This is a genomic window from Acinetobacter seifertii (genome assembly GCF_016064815.1).
Taxonomy (GTDB): domain Bacteria; phylum Pseudomonadota; class Gammaproteobacteria; order Pseudomonadales; family Moraxellaceae; genus Acinetobacter; species Acinetobacter seifertii.
Window position 1 is genome coordinate 703,533 of sequence record NZ_CP065820.1, and the last position, 26,204, is coordinate 729,736.

General features: G+C 38.1%; 20 protein-coding genes and 6 tRNA genes. 18 read left to right on the forward strand and 8 right to left on the reverse strand.

Annotation, left to right across the window (positions count from 1 at the left end; translation table 11 throughout):
• Nucleotides 1–67: 67 nt before the first annotated feature.
• From I8T81_RS03445 to I8T81_RS03460, 4 genes are all read left to right on the forward strand, one after another.
• The gene (locus I8T81_RS03445) at nucleotides 68–4,588 is read left to right on the forward strand and encodes a hybrid sensor histidine kinase/response regulator (protein ID WP_198072122.1); all 4,521 of its coding nucleotides are present in this window, start codon (nucleotides 68–70) and stop codon (nucleotides 4,586–4,588) included.
• Nucleotides 4,585–5,052 carry a hypothetical protein gene (locus I8T81_RS03450; protein WP_004705778.1) on the forward strand — a complete coding sequence of 156 codons (468 nt, stop codon included), beginning with the start codon at nucleotides 4,585–4,587 and terminating at the stop codon, nucleotides 5,050–5,052. The genes I8T81_RS03445 and I8T81_RS03450 overlap by 4 nt, the downstream gene beginning before the upstream one ends.
• A 201-nt stretch (nucleotides 5,053–5,253) precedes the next feature.
• Nucleotides 5,254–6,642, forward strand: a complete 1,389-nt coding sequence (locus tag I8T81_RS03455; protein ID WP_198072123.1) for a coproporphyrinogen-III oxidase family protein — start codon at nucleotides 5,254–5,256, stop codon at nucleotides 6,640–6,642.
• An 11-nt stretch (nucleotides 6,643–6,653) separates the two neighbouring features.
• Nucleotides 6,654–7,535 (forward strand): alpha/beta fold hydrolase, encoded by an 882-nt coding sequence (locus tag I8T81_RS03460; RefSeq protein WP_198072124.1) that lies wholly within the window; start codon nucleotides 6,654–6,656, stop codon nucleotides 7,533–7,535.
• Nucleotides 7,536–7,671: 136 nt separating this feature from the next.
• Here I8T81_RS03460 and dapE read toward each other — a convergent pair whose 3' ends face one another.
• The 3 genes from dapE to I8T81_RS03475 form a co-directional block, all read right to left on the reverse strand.
• The gene (gene dapE / locus I8T81_RS03465) at nucleotides 7,672–8,805 is read right to left on the reverse strand and encodes a succinyl-diaminopimelate desuccinylase (RefSeq protein ID WP_004705781.1); all 1,134 of its coding nucleotides are present in this window, start codon (nucleotides 8,803–8,805) and stop codon (nucleotides 7,672–7,674) included.
• 125 nt (nucleotides 8,806–8,930) lie between these two features.
• The gene (locus I8T81_RS03470; RefSeq protein WP_002051109.1) at nucleotides 8,931–9,074 is read right to left on the reverse strand and encodes an entericidin A/B family lipoprotein; all 144 of its coding nucleotides are present in this window, start codon (nucleotides 9,072–9,074) and stop codon (nucleotides 8,931–8,933) included.
• A gap of 112 nt (nucleotides 9,075–9,186) precedes the next feature.
• Nucleotides 9,187–10,080, reverse strand: coding sequence for a DUF1853 family protein (locus I8T81_RS03475; protein WP_174742102.1), 894 nt, complete (start codon nucleotides 10,078–10,080; stop codon nucleotides 9,187–9,189).
• 104 nt (nucleotides 10,081–10,184) lie between these two features.
• Here I8T81_RS03475 and I8T81_RS03480 point away from each other — a divergent pair, with 104 nt between their 5' ends.
• From I8T81_RS03480 to I8T81_RS03515, 8 genes are all read left to right on the forward strand, one after another.
• The gene (locus I8T81_RS03480; RefSeq protein ID WP_198072125.1) at nucleotides 10,185–10,553 is read left to right on the forward strand and encodes a YbaN family protein; all 369 of its coding nucleotides are present in this window, start codon (nucleotides 10,185–10,187) and stop codon (nucleotides 10,551–10,553) included.
• 334 nt (nucleotides 10,554–10,887) lie between these two features.
• Nucleotides 10,888–11,391 (forward strand): cell wall-recycling L,D-carboxypeptidase ElsL, encoded by a 504-nt coding sequence (gene elsL, locus I8T81_RS03485; protein ID WP_068936422.1) that lies wholly within the window; start codon nucleotides 10,888–10,890, stop codon nucleotides 11,389–11,391.
• A 206-nt stretch (nucleotides 11,392–11,597) separates the two neighbouring features.
• Nucleotides 11,598–11,673: transfer RNA gene (locus I8T81_RS03490), tRNA-Val, on the forward strand.
• Nucleotides 11,674–11,697: 24 nt separating this feature from the next.
• Nucleotides 11,698–11,774 (forward strand) — tRNA-Asp (locus tag I8T81_RS03495).
• A gap of 47 nt (nucleotides 11,775–11,821) precedes the next feature.
• Nucleotides 11,822–11,898 (forward strand) — tRNA-Asp (locus tag I8T81_RS03500).
• Nucleotides 11,899–11,919: 21 nt separating this feature from the next.
• Nucleotides 11,920–11,995, forward strand: a tRNA-Val gene (locus I8T81_RS03505).
• Nucleotides 11,996–12,036: 41 nt separating this feature from the next.
• A tRNA-Asp gene (locus I8T81_RS03510) sits at nucleotides 12,037–12,113 on the forward strand.
• A gap of 64 nt (nucleotides 12,114–12,177) precedes the next feature.
• A tRNA-Val gene (locus tag I8T81_RS03515) sits at nucleotides 12,178–12,253 on the forward strand.
• A gap of 199 nt (nucleotides 12,254–12,452) precedes the next feature.
• Here the strand turns inward: I8T81_RS03515 and I8T81_RS03520 are convergent.
• The 4 genes from I8T81_RS03520 to yccS all read right to left on the reverse strand — a co-directional run bounded on the left by I8T81_RS03520 (nucleotide 12,453) and on the right by yccS (nucleotide 18,924).
• Nucleotides 12,453–13,238: a YdcF family protein gene (locus I8T81_RS03520; protein ID WP_077162444.1), complete on the reverse strand. Its 786-nt coding sequence runs from the start codon at nucleotides 13,236–13,238 to the stop codon at nucleotides 12,453–12,455.
• A 126-nt stretch (nucleotides 13,239–13,364) separates the two neighbouring features.
• Entirely contained in the window at nucleotides 13,365–15,914 is a 2,550-nt protein-coding gene (locus tag I8T81_RS03525) for a PepSY domain-containing protein (protein ID WP_198072126.1), read from the reverse strand.
• A gap of 159 nt (nucleotides 15,915–16,073) precedes the next feature.
• A complete protein-coding gene (locus I8T81_RS03530; RefSeq protein WP_004705789.1) occupies nucleotides 16,074–16,649 on the reverse strand; it encodes an SdpI family protein in 576 nt (191 codons plus the stop codon).
• A gap of 100 nt (nucleotides 16,650–16,749) precedes the next feature.
• The gene (gene yccS, locus I8T81_RS03535) at nucleotides 16,750–18,924 is read right to left on the reverse strand and encodes a YccS family putative transporter (RefSeq protein WP_198072127.1); all 2,175 of its coding nucleotides are present in this window, start codon (nucleotides 18,922–18,924) and stop codon (nucleotides 16,750–16,752) included.
• Nucleotides 18,925–19,051: 127 nt separating this feature from the next.
• On the opposite strand from yccS, the gene I8T81_RS03540 reads away from it, so the two are divergent.
• The gene (locus I8T81_RS03540; protein ID WP_198072128.1) at nucleotides 19,052–20,266 is read left to right on the forward strand and encodes a multidrug effflux MFS transporter; all 1,215 of its coding nucleotides are present in this window, start codon (nucleotides 19,052–19,054) and stop codon (nucleotides 20,264–20,266) included.
• A gap of 24 nt (nucleotides 20,267–20,290) precedes the next feature.
• Here the strand turns inward: I8T81_RS03540 and I8T81_RS03545 are convergent, their stop codons facing one another.
• Nucleotides 20,291–20,995, reverse strand: coding sequence for a nitroreductase (locus I8T81_RS03545; RefSeq protein WP_019457237.1), 705 nt, complete (start codon nucleotides 20,993–20,995; stop codon nucleotides 20,291–20,293).
• Between the two features lie 509 nt (nucleotides 20,996–21,504).
• Here I8T81_RS03545 and I8T81_RS03550 point away from each other — a divergent pair.
• From I8T81_RS03550 to I8T81_RS03570, 5 genes are all read left to right on the forward strand, one after another.
• On the forward strand, nucleotides 21,505–21,708 hold the full coding sequence (locus I8T81_RS03550; protein ID WP_198072129.1) for a hypothetical protein: 204 nt from the start codon (nucleotides 21,505–21,507) through the stop codon (nucleotides 21,706–21,708).
• Nucleotides 21,709–21,891: 183 nt separating this feature from the next.
• Nucleotides 21,892–22,032 carry a hypothetical protein gene (locus tag I8T81_RS03555; protein ID WP_077162500.1) on the forward strand — a complete coding sequence of 47 codons (141 nt, stop codon included), beginning with the start codon at nucleotides 21,892–21,894 and terminating at the stop codon, nucleotides 22,030–22,032.
• A 99-nt stretch (nucleotides 22,033–22,131) separates the two neighbouring features.
• Complete coding sequence (locus tag I8T81_RS03560) at nucleotides 22,132–23,607, forward strand: alanine/glycine:cation symporter family protein (protein WP_004705795.1); 1,476 nt, start codon at nucleotides 22,132–22,134, stop codon at nucleotides 23,605–23,607.
• A 166-nt stretch (nucleotides 23,608–23,773) separates the two neighbouring features.
• Nucleotides 23,774–24,745 carry a patatin-like phospholipase family protein gene (locus I8T81_RS03565; RefSeq protein WP_039249965.1) on the forward strand — a complete coding sequence of 324 codons (972 nt, stop codon included), beginning with the start codon at nucleotides 23,774–23,776 and terminating at the stop codon, nucleotides 24,743–24,745.
• A gap of 196 nt (nucleotides 24,746–24,941) precedes the next feature.
• Entirely contained in the window at nucleotides 24,942–26,177 is a 1,236-nt protein-coding gene (locus tag I8T81_RS03570; protein WP_019457234.1) for a threonine ammonia-lyase, read from the forward strand.
• The last annotated feature ends 27 nt before the right edge of the window (nucleotides 26,178–26,204 follow it).

A 26,204-nucleotide genomic window follows, 5' to 3' on the forward strand; every position in this document is an offset into this window, starting at 1 on the left:
AGCTATTTTTCTGGTGTTGACTCTGTAGTTTTCCCCACTCAGGGGGTAAGCAAAAGAAGCCTTTGCTATGAAAGAAATATTAAAAACTTTAACTGAAGCAATGACTCTACCTGAAGATAGCTATTCTGAACAAGATGCTGAGTTTCTTGAGATTTTTGTCGAAGAAATTGATGAAATTTTTGTTGATTTGCAGCCATTGTTGAATGAATGGATGCAGTCTGCAAATACTGCTACGCTCACTGAAATTCGCCGCCATTTTCATACCTTAAAAGGTTCGGGGAGAATGATTGGTGCTAAATCTTCGGCCGAGCTTGCTTGGACAGTTGAAGATACGCTCAATCGAGTAATCAATCAAAGCCTTAAGCTGACTCCAGCTATTCAAGGCTATGTTCAGTTAGTGTTTAAGTTCTATTTCCTTAAATTAGTAGATAACTTTAAGCAAAAACGAGCACATGCAGTAGATTTTAGACCGCTTATTTTATTAGGCCAACAACTACAACAACAGCAAAGTTTAGAACCTGCTTTAGAAGAGCTTTTACAACTTTCAAATACGCTTACTGCCGAAACAATCACTGGGCTTGAGCTAGACTATATTGAGCAAGATTTATTGGCTGAGCCAATTGTTGAAGATGTACATACTGAAATTGAAATAAATCTAAATGAAACTTTAGCCTTGTTTATGGAAGAGGCGGAAGAGCATTTATCGACAATTAATCAGTTCTTAAATCAAGAACTACATCAGTATGATAGCTACAATGCTTTAATACGTGCTCTACACACTTTGCGTGGCAGTTCTGCAATGGCGCAGGTCGAAACAATTTTTGAAGCCAGTACTAAAGTTGAGCACTTATTTAAAATCTTATTGCAAGAGGAGCTTTCTTCTAATTCAGATGAGATTTTATTATTACAAGAATATCGTGAGTTTATTGGCGAGAGCTTAGAACTGCTATCTAGCAATAGTTCAAGTGAACAGCTTGAAGCGAGATTGGCGCAGTTTAATCAATCATGGGATGCTTACGTGGAGCAACATGGTGATCGAACTGATCCATTAATGCCTTCACATGGTTTGGTGTCGCAATTATTGCTGCTAGATGTTTCTGAATTACTAGATGCAGAATTAGATTTTGAGAAAGGAATTCGTAACGAGTTTCCTGGTTATCTTGAGCGTCTAAGTGAACAGGCTGATCTGTTGCTACAGCATACTCACTCTCAAGCAATGCTTGGTTTGCATGAATATACGAGCCAATTGAAAGACAGCTATAATGTATTGCTTGATAAACCTGTCTTGTTGCAATCAGACTATATTTTTGAAATTTATCAGAAAGCGCATCAACAACTTATTCAATTGTTCGATGCTTTAGCTGCTGGTCAGCGAGTCGGTATTGTTAAGCAACATCAAAGTATTCTAGAAGAATTAAAACTTTATACGTTACATACGCCGAGTATTCAAAACGATTTACCTCATCAGAATTTTACTTTTGATGAGCCACTATTCAATACTGAACTAGAACCAGAAGTTATTACGGTACAGAATTTATCAGATTCCGCCGACTGGACCGTATTAAGCCAGAGTGTACAGCAAGATCGTCAGTATATTTCATCTGTACAGGTAAATCGAAACTTTGATCCTGACCTTTTGGACATTTTCCTTGAAGAAGCTGATGAGCTACTTGAGGGGATTGATACTGATCTCAATATATGGGTAGGTGAGCAAGAAAACTTTGCAGCTCTGAACAACTTAATGCGCTATTTGCATACCTTGAAAGGGGGAGCAAATATGGTTCAGGCGACTTATATCGGTTCGATTACCCATGAATTAGAAAGCATATATGAACGTTTAATTCAAAAGCAGTTAATTGCAACCTCACCTCTAATTGATTTTATTCGTTTGATTCAAGATGACTTGGCCGATCGTCTACAAATCATGCGTAAAAAACAGCTAGATTATGCGGCTCCTTACACCATTAATGCGTTAAAACAAGCGGGTAAAAACTCTAACTTCCAGCCTGTGCCTGAGGTTGAAGTATTTGATACTGAAAGTGAGATATTCTCTGAACAAGAGGTGGTGTCTCAAGTATTAATAAATGAGGTACCAGCGGAAACAGAAGTTGTTGTTGACGAATTAGAAGCTCATCACGATCAAGTATTTGATACCGTTGTTACTGAATTGGCTACGCCAGTTGAAGTAATAACATCAGTTGAATCCTCGCAAGAGAATGAAGCTGTAGTTGACGAAGAAGATATTACCGTTGTTGTTGAGCAGACATTCCTAGAAGAAGCTGCTGAATTGTTAGAAATGGCTGATGTGCTATTGAAACAATGGTTTGATCAGCGTACGAACCGTAGTATCTTGCTTCAGTTACAAAGAGCCGTGCACAGTTTGAAGGGTGGTGCACGCATGGTCGGTTTAGAGGCCGTGTATGCAATTGCTTATCAACTTGAAAATACTTTTGAACAGTTCGCACTGCATCACTTCAACTCGAATATTTATGACCATCTGCTCGAAAGTGCAATTGCATGGCTAAAAGATGCAATTTTCAAGCACAACTACCAGCATTTCGATGGACTACAACAAAGTTTAGAAAATATTCAATTCTTTGAAACGAATATCCAAATTCCAGCGAAGTTAACGAAAGCTGATTTGTTTAGCTCAGAACCTGTGATGACCTTTATACAAGGTGATGGTACCGAACCACCACCAATGATGGGAGTATGGGAGCAAACAGAACGTCTGGATCAAAATAATGAAATGATCCGAGTTTCAGCAGACTTAATTGAGAAGATGATTGATTTATCTGGTGAAAATTCGATTAACCGTTCGCGAATTGAAATGGATCTAAGTCAGTTTGGTCATACATTGGTTGAAATGGAATTGGCTATTCAACGACTTGCCGATCAGTTACGTCGAATGGAAGGCGAGTTAGAAACACAAATTATTGCCAAACATGGTATTGAGCATTCTCGTTATACCGACTTTGACCCTTTAGAGATGGACCAATATTCATCTTTAAATCAGTTATCGAAATCTCTTGCTGAATCTGCATCGGACTTAGTCGACTTTAAAAATACGTTGTCTCACAAGATCAGAGATACAGAAAGTCTGCTTTTACAACAGTCACGAATTCAGGCAGAAATTCAAGAAGGTTTAATGCGAACACGATTAGTTCCTTTTTCACGGTTACTACCGCGTTTACAGCGAATTGTTCGTCAGACCTCTACTGCGTTGAACAGACCTGCTGAGCTTTTTGTAAATAATACTGAAGGTGAACTAGACCGTAATATTTTAGAGCGTTTAGTAACACCGCTTGAGCATATGCTCAGAAACGCAATTGACCATGGTTTAGAAGACCGAGCACAACGACAGCAAGCTAATAAACCTGAAGCTGGACGTATTGAACTCAATATTCAACGTCAAGGTACGGATGTGGTCGTTGTCTTTAGCGATGATGGACAAGGTATTGATGTAGATAAAGTGCGTCAAAAAGCACTGCTTGCCGGTCTGATCAAACTGGAACAGCACTTGGAACACCAAGATATTTTACAACTGATTTTCCATCCGGGTTTAAGTACCGCAGATCAGATTACTCAAATCTCTGGGCGTGGTGTTGGACTCGATGTTGTACAAAGCGACATTAAGGCTCTAGGTGGACATGTTAGCGTAGACTCTGTTTACGGTAAGGGAACGACATTTACTATTCGTGTACCGACTACGGTAGCTGTAAGTGATGCCTTAATGGTGAAAGTGGCAGATCAGCAATTTGCGATTCCACTTGCTCAAATCGATCGAATTGTTCGAGTTTCACCAGCTTCTTTAGAACAGTATTTTGAAAGTCCTAAAGAGCTATTCGAGTATGAAAATAAACGTTATCCATTACGTTATCTTTCAGAATTTGTGGGTAATCAACCAATACCACGTCTAAATGGCATGATGTATTCATTACCTGTCTTAATGATTAAAGCCAACAATGGCCAAACTGTGGCTTTACTTGTTGACCAGTTAATTGGTTCTCGAGCACAAATTGTAGTGAAACCAATTGGCCAACAGTTCGCTAGCATTGGGGCAATTGCAGGTGCGACTATTTTAGGTGATGGACAAGTTTGCTTAATTTTAGATGGACAAAATATTGCGCGACAAATTCAGTCTACTCCGCGTCATAAACAGCTTGGTGAAGCAGTATATAGACAACGAGAATCTGACGAGCGCCGTCTCGTTATGATTGTCGATGACTCGGTAACTGTACGTAAGGTAACGTCTCGATTACTTGAACGCCAAGGCTACGATGTTGTTACGGCCAAAGATGGTGTGGATGCCATAGAGCAGCTAGAAAACATTAAGCCAGATCTAATGCTACTTGATATTGAAATGCCGCGTATGGATGGTTTCGAAGTACTGAATCTTGTACGACATCATGATATGCATCAATACATGCCAATTATTATGATTACGTCCCGAACAGGTGAAAAACATCGAGAACGAGCATTCTCATTAGGCGTAAGTCAATATATGGGTAAACCTTTCCAAGAGGAAGAATTACTAGAGAATATCGATGCTTTACTTGTAGCGTTTGAAAGTGAGGTCAAATCATGAAAGGTAGTGTAAATACATCTCTGATTGGTAATATGGACCAGCAAGAGCTACAGCATCTTATTACGGTTTCAACTGGTTTTATTGATGCCTATATCATTGAATGTAATGATCAGGTACCTATGCTGTTGCCACAAAATATTGTCTTATCGGCCATGGACGTAAGAAATGGCGTAAAACATATTGAGTGGCATGATGTAAAGCTACCTATCTACTCAGTTCATAACACAACCGATCAATATGCTGTAGCCTTGGTAATTGAAGGGGAAGATATCAGCCAACGGTTTGCATTAATGTGCAAAACTATGCCGCTTTCTGTTCGTTTACGTATTTCTGAAATTGTCGATGAAATAGATGAACACCAAGAAGCTGAACAGCATCCAACAGTATTTAAATATGTACGAATGCAAGATCGACGCTACCATATACCGAACCTAGAATATATTGAAAAAACTTTAGGTTTATAAAGTAAAAAGGAACTCAAATGAGTTCCTTTTTTTATGATGACTCAGTTAGCTTGTAAGTTCATAAAATACAGCTAAAGATTTTAAACTTTAACTAACTTTGCAAATAAGTGATGAATGTAAAAAATAAGCTAAATCAATTGCATGAAATATTATATTTAAATACAATATATTTTTTAATATAAAGTGATAAATATATTTACTATGGATATTGCTGCAATTAAAACCTTCATACAAAAAAATAAAGTACGACATCTATCAAATAAGGTTCTACATACTCATCCTTCACCTAAAATGTGGAAAACAGATTTAAATGAAGAAGAAAATAATCACTTACTACTGCGTACAGATGCTCAATATAAGTCCATAAACTTATACTTAGGTATTCCATATTGTATTCCTACTAATCCTCCTCATTGTGGATTTTGTCTTTTCCCTACACAAGATTATAAAGGTAAGAAGGAGATGGACTATTATCTGGATTTTTTAAGTAAGGAAGCGCATTTATATAAAGAGTTTTATCAGGGAGCTAAGCTTGAAAGTTTATATGTAGGAGGAGGTACACCTAATTTACTTCAGCCTAATGATTATATGAAACTGACTAAAGTTGTATCTTCTATTTTTCCCGATGCTGGTATATCTAGCCCTATAGAAATGACATTAGAAGGTATTCCTCAACTTTTCAATGAAGATAAAATAAGAGCAATTAAGGATGCTGGTTTTAATCGTGTCAGTATGGGAGTGCAACAGGTTAATGATGAACTAATTGCTACAAGTGGCCGCAAACAAACAAGAAAGCAGGTTTTTGATGCAATTGAGCTATTTCATAAATATTCTTTATCTTGTAACGTCGATTTGATTTATGGTTGGCCAAATCAAACAGTTGAAGCAATGTTAGGAGACTTGGAAAGTATTGTTCAATCAGGAATAAAACATATTACTCACTATGAGCTTAATATCGCTGGCCGTTCTGACTTTGCGACAAAACAAAAGCAAAATACGCCATCTATTGAGAAGAAAATTGAAATGTATAACATTGCAAAACAATTTTTAATTAGCAGAGGCTATAAACAAAAGACGGTATATGATTGGGAAAAAGAAGATAATAACCTATTAATTTCAGAGAAATATTTATATGAAGATAACCTTAGAGACTGCTTAGATACCGATGGGCAAAGTAAAATGACCACAATGAGTGGGATAGGTTATGCAGCCGTTAATATGAGATTGCAACCAAACTCATCAAGCATTAAATCTGTCTCTGCAATGAACCATCGAAATCTAACCGAATACTACAATGCAATATCTTTGAATAAACTTCCTGTTGAATGCATGTTTATTCATGATACAGAAGATGTGAAGTTAATTTGGATATTTCAAGCATTGCAAGAAATGAAAATTAGCACTAAAAAGTACGAGAAAATTTTTAACAGTGATATTAAACTTGATTATAAGCTTATTTGGGATGCATTAGTTGAAGAAGGCTGGGTAGAGTACGGTGATGAATATATTAAACTAATTAATGAGGGTGAGTTTTATACTCCGCTTATTCAGTCATTATTAAGTCAACCGAGAATAAAATCATTGCAATAGTAGAAAAATAAATGTCAATTCATAAAGAGCTGCATATTTTAAAAACGGATGATGATTGTGAATTTGCCTTATGGGGAATTTATAAAAAAGATAATCCTATGGTGAAGAAGCAAGCCATTTTTTTATCTCATGGGGCATTTTCAGATAAAACTGTTTGTATGGGGATTGCAGATTATTTGGCAAGAGAAGGCTATATCTGCTTTATTTTAGAATGGCGGGGGCATGGTACGAGTCCCAAAACAGATCTTCCCTTCAATTTTGAAACCATTGCATTATATGAATACAAGGCAGCATTTCACTATATTTATAATCATTTTAATATAACTTCTTTACACTGCGTAACGCATAGTGGTGGAGGTTTATGCTTAACAATGTTCTTGATTAATTATCCAGAATATTTGAAAAATGTTAAAAGTATTACTTTGGTTGCTTGCCAAGCATTTGGCGCTATAAATAACTCATTTGATTTTATTAGGTTGTTTTCTGCAAAACTAGTAACTAAAGGTCTAGGTCAGATTCCTGCTAATAAATTTAAGCTAGGTCGTTTAAATGAAACCTATTATACGATGCGGCCTTGGTTTAATTGGAATTTAAAGCAAAATTTTATCAGTGAATTTAAAAATATTGATTATAAAGAATTTATGAGTTCTATAAGAGTTCCAATATACTCTATCTCTGGGAGTGGCGATAAATTTATTGCCCCTGTTAAAGGTTGTTATAAATATTTAAAAGCCTTTGAAAATGAAAACAATCTATTCTGTGAGTTTGGCTATGCTAATAATAACTTAGAAAATTATTCTCATAGTCGAATTGCACTGAGTCAAAATGCGGCTAAGGAGGTTTGGCCAACTATATTGCAGTGGATAGATAAGCATTCAAAAGAGGTTCTATAACAATTCTAAAATCATCTATCTGATTTAACAAATGAAAATCTTATTTCATGTTCTTAAAAGCAGAATAATGAAAACTGAAAATAATAAAAAGCACCCTAATATAGGTGCTTTTTATATAGATCACTTTTTTAATATTTTAAGCTAGTAAATTTTCTAAAATTTGCTCATAAATATCTGTTAAAGGATCAAGATCGTGTACATCTACATGTTCATTAATTTGATGAATAGTAGCGTTAAGTACACCCAGTTCTAAAACTTGTGCGCCTGTTGGAGCAATGAAACGCCCATCAGATGTACCACCACTAGTAGATAGCTCAGTCTCAGTACCAGTTACATTTAAAATAGCAGTTTGAGCAGCGTTAACTAATTCACCTACTGGTGTCAAAAATGGCAGGCCAGATAAATTCCAGTCAATCTCATATTGCAAACCATGCTTATCTAAAATTTCATGCACACGTTGCTTAAGCTGCTCAGCTGTAACTTCTGTTGAGTAACGGAAGTTGAAAGTCACTTCTAAAGTACCCGGAATAACGTTAGTTGCACCAGTGCCTGAGTGAATATTTGAAATTTGGAATGAAGTTGCAGGAAAGTATTCATTTCCATTGTCCCAAACAGTTTGGCATAACTCTGCTAAGGGCGCTGAAGCTTCATGAATTGGGTTACGCGCTAGGTGAGGATACGCCACATGACCTTGTTTACCGTGAACGTGCAATACGCCATTTAAAGAACCTCGGCGGCCGTTCTTAACAATATCACCTAATTTACTTGTACTTGATGGCTCACCAACCAAACACCAAGTAATTTTTTCATCGCGCTTTTCAAGCGTTTCAATAACTTTAACTGTACCGTTAACAGCAGGGCCTTCTTCATCTGAAGTAATTAAAAAAGCAATTGAACCTTTGTGGTCTGGATGCTTTGCTACAAAACGTTCAGATGCAACCACCATTGCAGCCAAGGCAGTTTTCATATCAGCTGAACCACGGCCATATAATTTGCCATCACGAATTTCTGGTGCAAATGGGTCTGAATTCCATGCTTCTAAACGACCTGTTGGAACAACATCGGTATGTCCAGCAAAACAAAACACAGGTCCTTCAGTTCCACGACGAGCCCATAAATTATCAACATCCCCAAAACGCATTGGTTCAATATGAAAGCCAGCTTTCGCTAGGCGATCAGCCATAATGGTTTGGCAAGTATGGTCAATAGGAGTAACAGAAGGCTGTTGTAAAAGTTCTAAGCTAAGCGAGAGAGTGTCTGAGTGGTTCATACCGGAAATTGCATGCTGAGTAGGGGAAATATAGTTCGATATAATAGGCGAATCTCTGAAGGTTGGGTATTTAAAAATAAAAAAACCTTATCGAAGTGATAAGGTTTTTCGAAGCTGTGCATAACTTACATTTTATTCTCAGTTTTTTGTGCGGTATTACTTACAGCATCACCAGCTTTAGAGACATCTTTACCAAAACCCTTGAACGTATTACAGCCAGTTAATACAAATGCAATCATTACAGACGCGACTAAAACTTTTTTCATCATTTTCTCCGTTTAAATTTAATAATGAAGTAAATTTAGATTAAAAAACAAACGTAAAAAGAAACATGACTATTTAATAGTAAAAACGTTATAAATTGTTTCTAGAAGTCTATACCTACTTGTAAAGTGGCATTTTTTCGTTGCCAACATGGCCTAGGCTTAATAGTGAAGGATGTCTGAACATATAAAACTGGGTGACTTCGTTATTTTTGCAATATAAGCCATCAGTCCACCAATAAGCCGTATTTGAGCTTACCTGTTTATTAGGGCAAAGCCATTCATGTCTTTCTAGACGATAAAATTTAGAGTCAGGAATATTTGTGCCCCAATATCCGAGACGACGGTTTGAATTGATCCAGTCCGGAATAGGTTGCTCTTGAGCCAAATTGAGTGGTAGATAAAGCTGACCTTTAAGAACAGCAAAACGTTGTTGAATTTTAAAATCTAAAGCTTCTGAAAATTGAAATTGCTTATCAGTGAAGTGATAAAGCTTTGTACTCAAAGTATCTTCTCTATTTAGGCCAATCCATTGTTCTAAATTTAATTGTCCTTCGCCCAAATAATATTTTAGAGCAACTTCCCAATGCTCAATTTGTTGAGTTTCTTTATTTAAAACCAAAAAATCGAGTTCACCTAACGTCTTAGCCCCCTCAATTTTTTGAATACTATGGCCTAATAATTGATAGGAATGATATTGGTCTTCCTGTAACCAAAACCAAAGTAAGTTCTCAAAACGTAAACCTAAACGCGTGCTTTTAAGGCGAGACATAAACAGGAGTAAAGGTTCAGGAGACTCATCTAGTTGTTGCAAACGTGGTAGATAGTTTTGAAAATGCTGTCTCCAAGTCAGATCAGAATGAAGTTGAAAGCTATGCTGAATAGCGAGACTTTGAGGAAGATGGCAAAGTAAATTAGGGCTAGCAATGGTAAATGCTAATTGTCTTACCATTGGGTGATTAAACTGTAACCATGGTTCAAAATAGGATGTTTTAACTGAGGCAATATTCATACGTTTAGTACTCGAAATAATTCATCCCAATTTCATGGTTGATCAACAAAACAATACCAGAAAAACACTTTATACTACGATCAACAATAGCTTAAGGTTTATATATGCGAACATTGTTTTGGCGAACTTTGGTCGTGATTTTTATCACGCTTGGTATTATTGGAGCAATTTTACCGGGCATGCCGACAACAGTGTTTCTTATTCTGGCTGCTTGGGCTGCTTCAAAAGGATGGCCTCAGATGGATGCATGGTTGTTAAATCACCCGAAATATGGGTCAACTCTACGTGACTGGCGAGCAAATGGCACAGTACCACGTAAAGCGAAATGGATTGCCAGTATTATGATGACCTTAAGCGGTATTTTAATGCTGTTTACCACTGCGCCATTTTGGGTGAAAGTTTTCACTGATACTACCATGCTCGTTGTTGCAATTTGGTTATGGCTACGCCCTGAGCCAAAATTAAAAGATTGATAATCTTTTAATTTTGGCTCAAGACAAGCAGTGAAACTGCGCGTAGATAAAAGAAGATTGATAATCTTTTAATTTTGGCGCAAGACAAGCAGTGAAACTGCGCGTAGATAAAAGAAGATTGATAATCTTTTATTTTTGGCGCAAGACAAGCAGTGAAGCTGCGCGTAGATAAAAGAAGATTGATAATCTTATATTTTTGGCGCAAGACAAGCAGTGAAACTGCGCGTAGATAAAAGAAGATTGATAATCTTTTATTCATGACACCCGACAAATTTCCCATTTCATTTTATTAAAGCTCAAAATAGAGTTGAGTTCACATAAGAGAAGAAATTCCATGTCCCAATTTAAACTTGAAGATGCAGATATTCTTATCGATTTAGCAAACCAAACTTTAAACCTTCCTAAGCATAATAAGTTTTATGTAGTTTCTACAGGTAAGAATGGAATAGGGGAACAAGAAAATACTGGGAAAACTCCACGTGGATGGCATCGGGTTGCCAAAAAATTTGGTATGCAAGCGCCTAAGAATGCAGTTTTTATTGCACGTAACCCAACAGGTGAAGTTTATAGCAGTGAACTTGCCGCACAATTCCCAGAGCGAGATTGGATATTGTCACGGATTCTTTGGTTAGATGGTTTAGAAGAAGGCTTTAATAAAGGGGAAGGCCACGACACCATGCAACGTTATATTTATATTCATGGGACACCGGATAAAGAACCAATGGGTATTCCAATGTCGCATGGATGTATTCGAATGCGTAATGAAGAAATCATTGAATTGTTTGATTTAGTCCCTGAAGATGCTCTTGTTTACTTGTCTGAACAATCTTTAACCTAAATTATGATTTTAAATATTCGTGTTTTATTCGTCGAATGATCAAAATATTAAAATAAGTGCTTAAATAAAATACAAAAAATTGTTTTTTACTTAATAATGACTTATTTTTAATCATTCATTCGCATTTTTTTGAAAAGTTGTCGAAAAGCGTTTGACACCTGTTAAAGATTCTCTATAATGCACCTCACAAACGATGAAGACGTTAAGGGCGCTTAGCTCAGTTGGTAGAGCGTCTGCCTTACAAGCAGAATGTCGGCGGTTCGATCCCGTCAGCGCCCACCAAGCCTTTACGTTAAGCTCTCAAGTGCAGCGGTAGTTCAGTTGGTTAGAATACCGGCCTGTCACGCCGGGGGTCGCGGGTTCGAGCCCCGTCCGCTGCGCCACTTAAGACTTAACATCGTTTACCCCACAATTGCGATATTGTGAAAGTGCAGCGGTAGTTCAGTTGGTTAGAATACCGGCCTGTCACGCCGGGGGTCGCGGGTTCGAGCCCCGTCCGCTGCGCCACTTTTATAAAACGCTTTTGCAGGGCGCTTAGCTCAGTTGGTAGAGCGTCTGCCTTACAAGCAGAATGTCGGCGGTTCGATCCCGTCAGCGCCCACCATAATTTGTGACCATACTTTATTTATTTAAAGTATTGCAAGTGCAGCGGTAGTTCAGTTGGTTAGAATACCGGCCTGTCACGCCGGGGGTCGCGGGTTCGAGCCCCGTCCGCTGCGCCATTCTCTTGATTCCCTGATCTAGAGGATGTAATCTAAAAAGGCTACATAGTTGTCTTTTTAATCAGGGCGCTTAGCTCAGTTGGTAGAGCGTCTGCCTTACAAGCAGAATGTCGGCGGTTCGATCCCGTCAGCGCCCACCATATTTTTTAAAGTTAAAAAATATATACACTAATTTATTTAGTGTTTTTTTGTTTTTATCATTCTAGTTTTTATTTCCCTACTTTATTTTTAGTCAAATTTCTCCTTTCTAAGCTCTGAATTTAACCATTAAATCAAAATAGTATCTTTAAGTTGTTTAAAGCTGCTATATCTTAAAGAACTAGCAGCTTTTTTTTAATATTAATACTCGTTTAGAATCCAACCACTCGCATACGCAAAGTATTCACGTAGCCAAGCATTATAGCGAGTGACCAAGGGAGTTTCGGCAGCAACTGTATAAACATGGGTGTAGCCTTGTTTCTTTGCAATTGCTGCAGCTCGTGGGGTGTGGAAGTCACTTGTAACAATGGCAATTGGTTGATCAATACTAATATGAGCTTGCTCAAGTAATGGTTTGCTGTTTCTAAGGTTAAGCTCAGTACTTGTACTTTTGTCTTCAAGAATCATTCGTTCTTTTGCTATATGAAAACGTTGTTCCAAGTAGCGAGACATGACTAATGCTTCGGTTTCTTTTTCTGAAAAATCTAAACCACCTGTTAAAACAACTTTTGCTTGAGGTTGTGAAAGGGCGACAGGGGCTGCTGTATCGAGGCGTTTTGCAAGTATGGCAGAAGGCTGTCCATTTTCGACACCACTTCCTAAAACAATAATTGCTTTCACTGCTGGAATGTTTTGGCCTGTATCTTTATTGTTTTTAATAAAATTAAAGAAATAGCCTAAGCCAATGAGCCAGATCCAGAAGCATAACCACCCAAAACGCCAAACTGAATGCAGGCGATAGTGGTAAAAGAAAAAACGTTCCAGATGATAATAAAATAATGCATAGAGGCAAAAAAATGCCCCTAAGACTAAAGGAACAATGGTGCCTACATGAATTTTATTTAGAAAAGCTAGAAATAAGCCGTCTAAAAATAAAATCGAACCAATGATGGCTAAGAAAATCCGAATCCACTTACTGACTTGCATTGTGTTTAAAGCTGCAATTTAAATTGCAGACAGTGTATGCAAAATCATTCTGAATTCAATGCTGATTGCAATAAAAAGCCGAGTAAAGCATTTTAGCTATTACTCGGCTTTATTATTTATTAATATTTAATAAACATCGCGGCGATAACGACCTTGTTGTCTTAGCTCATCGACTTGTTCTTCACCCAAAATATCAATGAGTGCTTGATCGACTCCGCTAGCCATTCCTTTAATACTTCCGCATACATAAAGAACGGCACCTCGTTGAACCCAGCTGACCAATTCTTCAGCATTTTGTCTTATTAAGTCTTGAACGTACACACATTGTTCTTGATCACGTGAAAAGGCTAAATCAAGTCGTTTTAACATTCCCATTGTTTGCCAAGCTTCAATGGTTGATGCATAGAAGAAATCATGAGCACGTTGGCGTTCACCGAAAATTAGCCAGTTTTCAGTATAGTTATGACGAGTTCGAGTATGAAGCAAACTCATTAAACCTGCGATTCCTGTTCCATTACCCATACAAATAATTGGACGATTATCATCAATTAAATGGAAAGATTCATTGGTACGAATACGCAGTGCAATACTCTGATTAATTTCTGTGTGTCGAGTTAGCCAGCCAGATCCTAAACCTAAATCGCCAGATTCATCGGACTGCTGGCGAACAACTAAACGAAGGACTTGTTGAGAAGGAATGCTCGCAATCGAGTACTCTCGCGTTGGTAGAGTAGGGAGCTGTTCTAATAAATGTTCCAGATTAGCAAATGGTTCAATTTCGCCGGTTAAGTCTTTATTCCAAAGTGCTTTCTCAATAGAGATTTGTAGTGAGTCTACAAGTGCATTTTTAAGTATATGATGCTCCTGTAAGAATGCATTAATACGTTCAGGACTATTTCCCGGTTGTATTTCAGCAATATCTCCTGCTTGCCATACAGCTTCATGTTTGGCAGTCAGCTCAATATTATAAGCAGGTTGACCTAGACTATTAGGGTTGAGCAAGTCACGTTGCTGTAATGTCCAACGATCAAATACTTTTTCAAGATTAACAGCATGCAAATCTAGTTTAGTTGCTTTTGCAAGAGCCTGATTCCAGTTTTGAATATGCGTAGGATTTGCATTATCTACTTCTATCGTCTCAAAATAGGCTTTTGCTCCATTATTTTTAAGCCATATAGCTACTGTGTGACCAAAACTACAATAAGTGTCGGGGTATTCTTTCGAGCCTAAAGCTAAAACGGCATAGTTAAGATGTTGAAGTTCTAATTTCGTTTTTAATAGCTTTTTAGCAAAACTAGAAGCTAAGTCTGGTGCTTCTCCAGTACCATAAGTACTAATCACAAAAAGAATCTGTTCGTACTGTTGTAAATCAGCTTCAGTTAACTCTTGTATAGATTTAACCTGCACAGGTTGATGTGCTTCTTGTAAGCTGGTTGCGGTACTCCACGCGAGTTGTTCTGCCACACCAGTTTGGCTAGCATAAGTAATTAACCAAGGTTTAGCATTTTGGTCGATGTAGTGGCCAGCTAAAGATTGGCGAGCTGCTTGGGTTAGTTTTTTCTGTTTACGGCGCTTTAGATAAAGCATCCATCCAGTAATAAAGAACAAAGGCATTGCTAAAGACGCAAGCATTGCTACAAATTGATAAACTGGCCCAAAGAAGCTGCCACGATGTACAGGCAACATGCTGCTCATGATTTTTTGATTAAGCTTTTTATCTTCATAAAGCTCCATCTTTTCAATATTGGTAGTTTTATAGTTATAGACAGCTTGGTTGCGTGCACGCTCGTGTTGTGGTGTTGCATCTACAAAACTTAATTCAACTTTTCCATCGTCTTTTTTCGGTAGGTTCAGTGTTAGAGTTGAATAGTCGCGTCCGATTTTATTATTAAAGCCGCTCCAGGTCTGGTTGAGGGCAGTAATCAGTTGAGCGTTATCTAATTTAGCTTCAGTAGAGGATTTGTCTTTATTACGTCCAGCTCCACCATGTCCTTGCATTTTGGGTTGTTCTACACCTAATACTTTGAACATACCGCTACGCCACCAGTCATATGACCAATATAAACCTGTACATGCAAAAAGAAGATAAAAAACAATTACCCATGTGCCTACAACAGCATGTAAATCCCAAATAAAATTTCGACCTTTAAGTTTGGGTTTTACAGCAAGCCATTGACGTGCAGAGTGTTTCTTTGGCCAACGTAAATATAATCCGCTCAATACAAAATAAATGAGCATGAGGGCACAAGCACCAGTAATTTGCTTACCGAATTCTCCAGCAGTTAAGTTACGGTGAATTTGTTGTATGAATAAAAGTAACTCACGACCTTTAACATCAGGCAGTACTTGTGCTGTGTAAGGGTTGACCATCATATTGTAGCCACGACGTTCGCCTTCTTTTTCAATGTTTACAACAGATGAGGCGGTAGGGTCTTTGGCTATGGTAATGCTATTAATTTTAATTTCAGGCTGGGTGGTTGTGAAATGTTGATAAAGCTGAGCAGGGGTAAGCTTGGGTGAGCTTTCTGCTTGCACAACATAACTATCTGTATTTACCCATTTTAAAATTTGTTGGTCATAAGAAAAGATCGCGCCTGTAACTCCCATAATTGATAAGATGAGGCCAGCACTAATACCCAGAAACCAATGAATTTGAAATAAAAACTTTTTAAACATGGTCGAAAAATGTAAACATGATGGAGATCTTGTAACCAATTATAGCCGAAGATTGAGTAGATAATATGGATTTTCTAGATAATATTAATTTTCATTATCATTTATTTTTAGAATAATAAAAAAGCCTCCGAGGCAGGAGACTTTTTTATTGAGAGGAAATTAGAGAGTTTTTGGCTCACCTACAGTTTCTTTCAAATGCTTACGAATTGTATTAAAAGAAAAGTTTTTAGTATCCATACGTTTAGGCAAGATATATGCACCTTGTTGTTCTTGGCCTTTAGGATCTTTCACTTTAAAGTTAACTAAAATGAAGTCAGGAGTGTTGTACCATTCATAGATGTTTTTCCATCCAATCGTTCCAACACCTTCTTGTAAGCCCATTTGCTGGCGCATTACGATACCGTGCGGTTGTACACCTAAACGAATGCCCTTGATTTCCTGTACAGGAAACTCATTCATCTTACGCTTAACATACCATTCCAAGCCATATTTACGGCCAAGGTAATAAAGTACTACACCAACAATGGCAACCCAGCAAATCACTGTAGAGTAGTTCTTAATAAAAATAAGACCTAAAATCGCAAGGGCTAAAATTACGCCCATAATTGCCCAGATTTTTGTGCTGATTTTATTGGTGCTGCGCCAGATAAGAAGCTGTGCATTACGTTGTTCAGCTTCTGTTACCTCGTAAGGAACAGGCTGAAGCGTATAAGCATATAAAGTTTTCGCGGTCATAGTGCAAATAACAAATTGTAAACTGTTTTAAGTTTAGCATTAATTGGCATAAGTCAGGAAAGGATATTATGCCAATTTCATACTAAATTCCGAGTCAATTTTATAATGAAGCAAGTTCGCTGGCATCATTATCTTGATCATGACTTAGTCGTTGTTTCAACATACTAAATCGATTTAAAACACTGAGCATCAGTGATAACTGCTGTAAAATAATGAGTGACTTTTGGTCTTCCTCATCATTTTGGCTTAAACGTTGACGTATTGTTTTAAGCATATTCTGTGCTGTCAAATCAGGCATTTCGTCTCTTAATAATGCACCTTGTATATCGTCTAACGCTTGATCTAGAACTTTAAGAACTGCTTGATCTTGAATCTTTTCCCGATGTGCTCCAAGTGCTGCGATATAACTTAAAAATGTATGATTGAGACATAAAAATTCAAATATATCTGACTTGCGGGTAGGGTCAAAATCTGGCTCAGTGGCTAAAGTTGAAATTAGTGAAGCGACCTCAGCATCGGTGTTATGGGCGGCACGGCGAACAATACGATAATTGAGTGCATGGTTATGTCCTTCATGATATTGCTTTACCACTTCCGCTAAATAATTACATTGTGCTTGTAAGGAACGTTGAATGCTGCGGGGTAGGCGTCGGAATTTCCAGTCAGGCCAAATGAAGGTGACACCAAACCACGCCAATGCACATCCAATTAAAGTATCTACAAATCTAGGAATAGCCGCAGCGACTGCTGAGCCATCTAAGTTAAAGTTAATTAATGCCAAAATTGTGATGAACGCGGTTGCTTGGGCATATTGCTTACTACGTAACTCGAAAAATAGTACGCCGCTTAAGACCAGCATAACTAATTGTCCTTCGACAGAAGGTACCAGAAATACCACGCTAAGGCCGACAATAATTCCGACTAATGTTCCAACTATACGTAAACGTAAGCGACGCTTGGTCGCGTTAAAGTTAGGTTGGCTAACAAATAACGCAGTCAACATAATCCAGTAGCCATATTCGATTCGAGTGGTTTGAATAAATACATATCCGATGAAAAGAACAATCGATACTCGAATGGCATGACGGAACAGTACAGATTCGGGTGTTAGATTTTGTTTGATTCGAACAACAATATCATTCCAACCTTTTAAATCATCATCTTTGAGTTGATTCTCAGCCTGCTTCACTTTGTCAGACTGAATATGTTGTTCCGTTTCTAAGTTCAGTAGTTGTGAGTCAATCGACTTTAAATTTCGGTATAAGGCAAAAAGTGCGTTGACCCAGAGTAAGTCATATTGTTGATCATTTCTTAGTTTTACTAAAGATAAGCGTAAGTTCTCAAAACTCTGCTTAAAGCGTTTGTTATGGATATATGGTTTACGTTGTAAAATACATTCATTTAATTCTTGGCAAGCTTTACCCTGAATTGCCAAAATGCGCTGAAATCTAAATAAAATATCACTGTGCTCAAAAATCTTTGCTAACTTTTGATAGTCGATATGGGCAGAGTCCGCTCGTTCATGAATGTCTTGTGCGACAAAGTAATAATGTAGGCTACGACGAGTATCTTTTTGTCCACGGTCACCCTTTAAACGGGTTAAAAGGGCAGTTTTGAGATCATTAAAAATTGTTATCAATTTGCCATTTTCTAATGACAGATCAATCATGCTCTGCTGATAACTCGCAGGAGTCATATCAACATCAAACAAATTAGACTTGGCAAATAGAAAATCGCCTAGTGAGCCATAAGAAGCTGCCAGTTTGTCTTGAAGCTGTCGCACTGGAAACAATAAAAAGCTAATTGTTGCAATAAGACCGTACCATGCTGCACCTACGACCAAAAGCGCTGGCTGTATATACCACTGGTCAAATAAATGGACTCCTAGCATGGTATAAACCGAAACAACCAGACATCCGTAAGAAATTGTTGCGTAGCGACGGCCTAATGAGCCAAGTAAAATCCAGCCAATACAAGAGGCGATCAGTCCTAGTGCAAAAAGCATTGGATAAGGGAAAAGTAATTGTACGGAAGCTGCGGTAATGAAGAAACCAATATAGGTATAAATCAAATTCATGATACGCACTGAAAAGCGATCATCAATATCGCTTAAACCAGCTGCGACCACACCTAATGTGAGAGGAATAGTTGCTAGTTGATGGCCTAGAAAATAAGGCACGAAAGCAGTTCCTGAAAAGGCAATCAGCATCCGCACGTTATACATAAATGATGTGTTATAAGTCGCTCTTTTTAGGCGTTTAAACCAAGATTTCAAATGAAGTCCTTGCTGATCAACCTGAGTGATAAAGGATTTGTGTATTTCTACATCAATGTTGCACAAATCATACGATAGACAGTGTAAGCTTGTCTGTATGCAAATGAGTGAAAAATGAAATATCGTTATGTCTGAACAAACAGCCCAGCGTCAATATTCTATTGGCTGGATTATGTTGCTCGCGTTACTCACGGCCTTAGGGCCTTTATCTATTGATATGTACTTACCTGCGTTGCCTCAAATGGCTCACGACTTTGGGGTAAGTACGCAAATGGTGGCAAATACACTACCAGCTTACTTTTTTGGTCTAGCCATTGGGCAGTTGGTGTATGGCCCATTAAGCGACCGTATTGGAAGAAAGAAACCGCTTTATTTTGGTCTCGCACTTTATGCTGTTGCAAGTTTATTGTGCGTGCTTGCTAAAAATGAATGGGGTCTGATTGCAGCGCGTATTTTACAAGCTTTAGGTGGTTGTGTTGGTGTGGTCATGGCTCGTGCCGCTATACGTGATAGATTGGATGTTCAAGGCTCGGCTCAAGCTTTTTCTAGCATGATGATCGTGATGGGTTTAGCACCTATTTTGGCACCTATGATTGGAGCTTGGATTCTAATCTGGTTTCCCTGGCAAGCGATTTTCATTATGCTTTCAATTGTGGGCGCGATATGCTGGCTATGTGTACATTTCTTTTTCAAAGAAACTTTGGCAATTGATAAAAGACTTAAACTATCTTTATATCAAGTGGCTACCTTATATGGTGCTATTTTCAAAGATGCGAGTTTCCGTTTACCTATGTTCGCAGGATGCTTAACAGGTGCAGCGTTATTCTGTTATATCAGTTCTGCTCCAGCTGTTTTTATGGACCAATATGGCCTAAATCAGCAAGAGTTTGCTTATGTATTTGGTCTCAATGCTTTTGGCATTATGCTGATGTCATCGTTAAACAAGCATTTAACAACACGTGTTGAAATTACCAAGCGTTTAAAAGCAGGTTCAATGGTACAAGTAACTGGGGCAAGCATTGTATTAATTGCTGGTTTAATCCCTATGGCACCTTTATGGCTTGTAATGTTAGGACTATTTTTAGCGATTTCAGGAATTGGATTAACAGGTCCAAATGCTATGGCACTTGCAATGTCTAAGCAAGGTGCTCGTGCTGGAACAGCAAGTGCAATTATGGGCAGTATGCAATTTGCTTGTGGATTATTAGGTGGCTTGCTTCTTAACTTTCTTGTTTGGTCTGCATCACTCAATATGGGGATAATGATGGTGCTATTTACTTTAAGTGGCTTCATTGTTGTTTTAAAAGCGACGCAGCAGGCAAAAAGCAAACCTCTCTCATAATTTAAGAGAGGTTTACATAAACTTTTAATCTAGAAAGACTGCAAAATTCTCTACAGGTTCTCTAGGAGTAATAAAGGTATTTACAATATGTGCGGGATCTGCATGACCTAATGCAATCGCACATACTAGATCTTCATCGTCTGCGGCCCCTAAAATATCTAAAACTATCGGGTGGAAATGGTTCCAAGCTGCCTGTGGACATGTATCTAAACCGCGGGCCTTAGCAGCTACCATGACATTCTGGATCATCATTGCGATATCCATTTTTGAACCAATTCCCATTGCTTTATTGACTGTAAAGAAAAGTCCAACTGGTGCATCAAACAGTTTGAAATTACGTAACTGTTGAGCAGCCATTTTTTCTCTTTCGCCCTTTTTAATGTCCAATAGACCGTAGAGTCCCCATCCATTTTCACGGCGACGGTCAATAAAAGGTGAAACCCATTTTTCAGGGTAATAGGCAAAAGTTTCTTTATATTGTTCTGCAAGTTCAGGATTTTTGGAAATCTCAATCTGTGCTGCACAGACACGCTCTACCATTTCATCACGTTTTTGCCCCGTCACAACATACACTTTCCACGGTTGAGTATTTGTTCCGGAAGGAGCGCGACTTGCGACTGTTAAAATATCTTTAATGATTTGCTGTGGTACTGGAGTGTCTAAAAAGGCACGTACAGAATGTCGAGAGGTGATAGCCTCGTCAACAAGATGGACTTGTTCCAAACTCATGATTACTCCTGATCTTATTCTCTAAAATCCAATACGTTTTGATGCTTCATTTCACATCTTGAAGTTGCTGCATTTATAAGCAAAAAATATTAGAAAAGAGATATCCTTACATGTATGATGATGCGATTCGTTTAGACATAATGGCTGATTAATTATAATTCGAATATGCCACTTTTGACTTAAATGCACAAAATAGTGCGAGTTTGTCGATTATAAAAAAACAAAGATTAAGCTTGGGTGAGCGAAAAATATTCAATTAGAAAAAAGGTAGAATATGTTTAAAAACAGTACAAAACGGATGACTTTATATAAAAAATAACCAATTTTCATATAAAGTTTTAATGAAAAACATACACAAAAGTTTAAATTTCTGCATAATACCGACTTTTTTACGCAGGTATGATTTCTCCATACTCACGTTAGGAAAAGTAGTGGCTGCATAATAAATACTTTTACAAAAAGATTTTTATGCAGAAGTGGAGAAATACACGAGGTATAAGGAGCTTTACATGAGTTTACCGCTCATCAACAAGCAGTTCATGAAACAAGGATTGGCGATTACCATTGCGACCATGAAAATGAACTTAACTCACGCAACGACTAGGCTAAAAAAAATACAACAGCTTGGTACGCATCTCAACGCACGCTTCTTGATTAGCAAGGATCGGGGCGCAGATAGTCGCGTTATAGCGCTGGCTTGTTACAGTCTTTGAAATTTATATGCAGTTTAGACATTCGCTCAAAAGTATATGTAAATATGCTTATGGCTTAAATCCAGATTTTTTATAACTCGATTAATTGATGTGAATCATTAAGCGAGCTGATTTAGCGGTGGTCATTTGTTAGTTTCCAAGTTTGTAGCCGAGTCAATGCATGCTGTTCATCCCAATGGGACTATGTTCAGTAATGCGATGAATTCATTTTATTTGAAGAGTGCTTTCTCTCATGCAACCTTCAAAGGCTTAGTGCTGGGCATCATGTTGCTTAAACTTGTGACGATAATTGCTATTCAATTGACATTAAAAGTTTTTTCTTAAATGTACTGAAAAAGTCCCAATTTTGAGGGGCTTTTTTGTTTATTGCAGTATTTTGGCTTGTGCTAATAGCGCATTAGCAAGAACGTAAGCGGACCGAGTATGAATGAACAACTCAATGCGACATTGATGTCGTGGGTAAAATTTTTTAATGACCCTTTATGGGATTTCCTAGTTATTTTCTTGCTGGCTGTCGGTATTTTTTATACGGTCTTAACTGGAGCAGTGCAAATTCGCATGTTCTTGCAAAGTATTCGTGTTATGAAAAGCAGTCGTACTGAAGGCGAAGACGAGCATGGTCTTACACCTTTTCAGGCATTTGTAACAGGTCTTGCGAGCCGTGTTGGGGTAGGTAACATTGCTGGTGTAGCAATCGCGATCGCAATTGGTGGTCCTGGTGCAGTGTTCTGGATGTGGGTAACAGCTGTTCTTGGTATGAGCTCGGCTTTTATTGAGTCTACACTTGCTCAGTTATTTAAAGTTCGAGATAGCAAGAGCAAACAGTTCCGTGGTGGACCGGCTTACTATATTACTCAAGGTTTACGTAGTAAAACCTTCGGTGTAGTTTTCGCACTGGCATTAATCTTTACTTACGGTTTCGTATTTAACTCAGTTCAAATCAATGCAATTGCTAATGCATCTTCACATGCATGGGGTTGGGACAAGGCCAATCTTATTGCTCATTTAGGTGGTGTTGATTTAGAAATCTCTTGGGTTGGTATTGCGCTTGTCGTTATGGTTGCATTGGCAATTTTTGGTGGTATCAAACGTATCGCTAAATTTGCAGAAATGTTCGTACCTTTAAAAGCAGGTCTTTACCTATCTGTTGCGTTATATATTGCATTAAGCAACTATGCAATTTTGCCTGATATTTTAAAGCTGATTGTGACTGAGGCTTTCCATTTTAAGTCTGCAGCAGGTGGTTTCTTTGGTGCTGCCGTATCAATGGCAATGATGCAAGGTATTAAGCGTGGTTTGTTCTCAAACGAAGCGGGTATGGGTTCTGCACCGAATGCTGCTGCTGCATCTGATGTAAAACATCCTGTAAACCAAGGCTTAGTACAAATGCTTGGTGTATTTGTAGATACTTTCATTGTATGTACAAGTACTGCAATTATCATTTTGGTTTCTGGTGTTTACCATGATGCGGGCTTCGTTGGTGTTGAATTAACTCAACGTGCTTTAGAAACTCAAGTTGGGCATTGGGGATCGGACTTCCTTGCTGTTCTATTATTCTTGTTCTGTTATTCAGCTGTACTAGGTAACTATGCCTACGCTGAAGGTAATGTGCAGTTTATTAATAACAATCCGAAAGTTATGTTCATCTTCCGTATTTTTGTATTGGTAATGGTGTATTTCGGTGCAATTGGTAGTGTTCCATTAGTTTGGTCAATGGCTGACTTGTTTATGGGTATCATGGCGACGATTAACTTAATCGCAATTTTACTATTAACACCAGTGGCACGTACTTTGTTGAAAGACTACCGTGAGCAATTAAAACAAGGTATTAAAGAACCAGAGTTTAAAATTAATAAATATCCAGAGCTGAAGAAAAAAGTCGATTCAGATATTTGGTAATTTTCAAAAAAGCCTCTTAGAAATAAGGGGCTTTTTTTATACACCATAAAAACACTTGAGTATAAATTTTAAACATGACAAATTAAATAAATTCAATACAGCTTTTCACAGAACGAGCAACTAAACTTGCAGTTCAAAATTTAACGTCATAGTGCAAAGATGGGTCATGAAACAGCTTAAATTGTGGATTATCGGACTTTCTATGGTGTTGGCTGGCTGCCAGACCACCTCACACTTATCTGCCTTAAAACCACAAACGGCAGAGGCATACTCTCGTTTTGTTGATCAACCCTTTGCAAAAATTAAGAAACAGCAGAAAAAGCCAGTTGTCGCGCTAGTGTTAGGTAGTGGTGGTGCACGTGGATATGCGCACATTGGCGTGATTGAAGTTTTAGAACAGCATGGTATTCGTCCTGATTTTATTGTTGGAACCAGTGCAGGCAGTATTGTTGGGGCAATTTATGCGAGTGGAAAAACACCCGATGAATTGCGTGATACTGCATTGAAAATGAAAGCAGGGGACGTGCGTGATATTAGTATCGGTTTAAAAGGTTTTTTTGACGGTAAAAAAGTTGAAGATTACGTAAATCAACAAGTAAATAACTTACCACTCGAAAAAATGAAAATACCAATGTACGTGGTTGCAACAGAGCTTAAGCATGGTACCAAAACCGTATTTAATTACGGTAATACTGGTCAAGCTGTAAGAGCCTCTGCATCCATTCCAAGTATGTTTATACCGACTAAAATTGGTAAATCTGAATATGTAGATGGTGGTTTAGTCAGTCCGGTACCTGTTGAAGTTGCCCGTGATTTAGGTGCTGATGTTATTATTGCTGTCGATATTTTGGCCCAACCGATTTATACAGAAACTTCGAATGTATGGGGGCTCTTCAACCAGAATATTAATATTATGCAAGGGCGTTTAGCTGCTGAAGAACTTCAATATGCAGATGTCGTGATTCAACCAGATTTAAGAGAAAAAGCACATATTTTTGATGTGAAAGGCCGCGAAGCTACCATGAAAGCAGGTATAGATGCGGCAAATGCAAAACTATCTGATATTCAGTTTGCAATTGACGAAAAAATAGCTGAACAGAATCTTTCTACCGATGGTTTAAGTGCCCAGTCCAAATAAATCAAAAGCAAGTATATGAAAATTAAATAAAAGCCCTGTTCGGGCTTTTTTGTTGAAAAATAAAAGATTTGTATGTGCTGATAAAAATTTTTGTATAGTGGAGTTATGCTGAAAACTCCTCATGACAGATGTGAGAAATTCATGCTATTTTTCAAAAAAATAATTGATTTGTAACATATTGAGGCCGACTAATTAGATGATTCAGCAACAGGTAAAACAAGAGTTTCCAACATTAGAAGATATACATGCCGCTGCAGAGCGTTTAGATGGTTTAGTGGTTAAAACACCATTTGTTTTTTCAGAAACCATTTCTAAAACCCTAGGGGCAGAAATGTGGCTGAAATTTGAAAATCTACAATTTACGGCTTCTTTTAAAGAAAGAGGCGCATTGAATAAACTCTTGAGTTTATCCGAACAAGAAAAGCAACATGGTGTAATCGCTGCTTCAGCAGGTAACCATGCACAAGGGGTTGCTTATCATGCTCAGCGTACAGGTGTGACAGCAACTATTGTCATGCCTAAATCGACGCCTAATGTGAAGGTACAACGAGTACGTGAATACGGCGCACGCGTTATTTTGCATGGACAAGACTTTTCTGAAGCTGCTGCTGAAATGCATCGTGTTGCACAAGAAGAATCTTTAACGATTATCCACCCATTTGATGATGCAGAAATTATTGCAGGTCAGGGAACCATTGCGCTCGAAATGCTTGCAGCTGTTCCTGAACTAGACATTTTAGTTGTGCCAATTGGCGGTGGTGGTCTCATTTCTGGTATTGCGATAGCAGCAAAATCGATAAACCCTAAAATTAAGGTCATCGGGGTTCAGTCGGTGGTTTACCCAAGCATGGCGAAATTGCTTTGTAACTATCAAATCGCAGTTTCCTTAGGTTCGACCGTAGCTGAGGGTATTGCGGTTAAAACTCCGGGTGAGCTTACGACCCAAGTCGCTAAAGAATACGTTGATGACATTGTTGTTGTCACTGAAGACATGATTGAAGAAGCAATTGCGCTGTTACTTAACATTGAGAAAACAGTATGTGAAGGAGCAGGGGCGACGGGTATTGCTGCAATTATGTCTCGACCAGATCTATTTTTAGGTCATAAAGTCGGGGTTGTTTTATCTGGAGGCAATATTGATACACGAGTAATGGTTTCGGTATTACAGCGTCACTTGACGCGTACGGGGCGTATGGTTCGTATTCGTGTCGAATTACCAGATAATCCGGGTGCTTTAGCGCGTTTAACAGCAATTATTGCTGAGCAAGGCGGTAACATTTACGAACTGCGCCATGAACGCTTTGCTGCCACAAGTCGTGCCAAAGAAAGTGCGGTCAGTGTTGATGTTGAGTTAAAAAGTGCTCCAGATTTGGAACCTTTAATTCAGGCTATGCAGCTTGAAGGTTATATTGTTCGTAAAGAAGAGATTTAAACACAGATATCGCTATGATATAAAAGC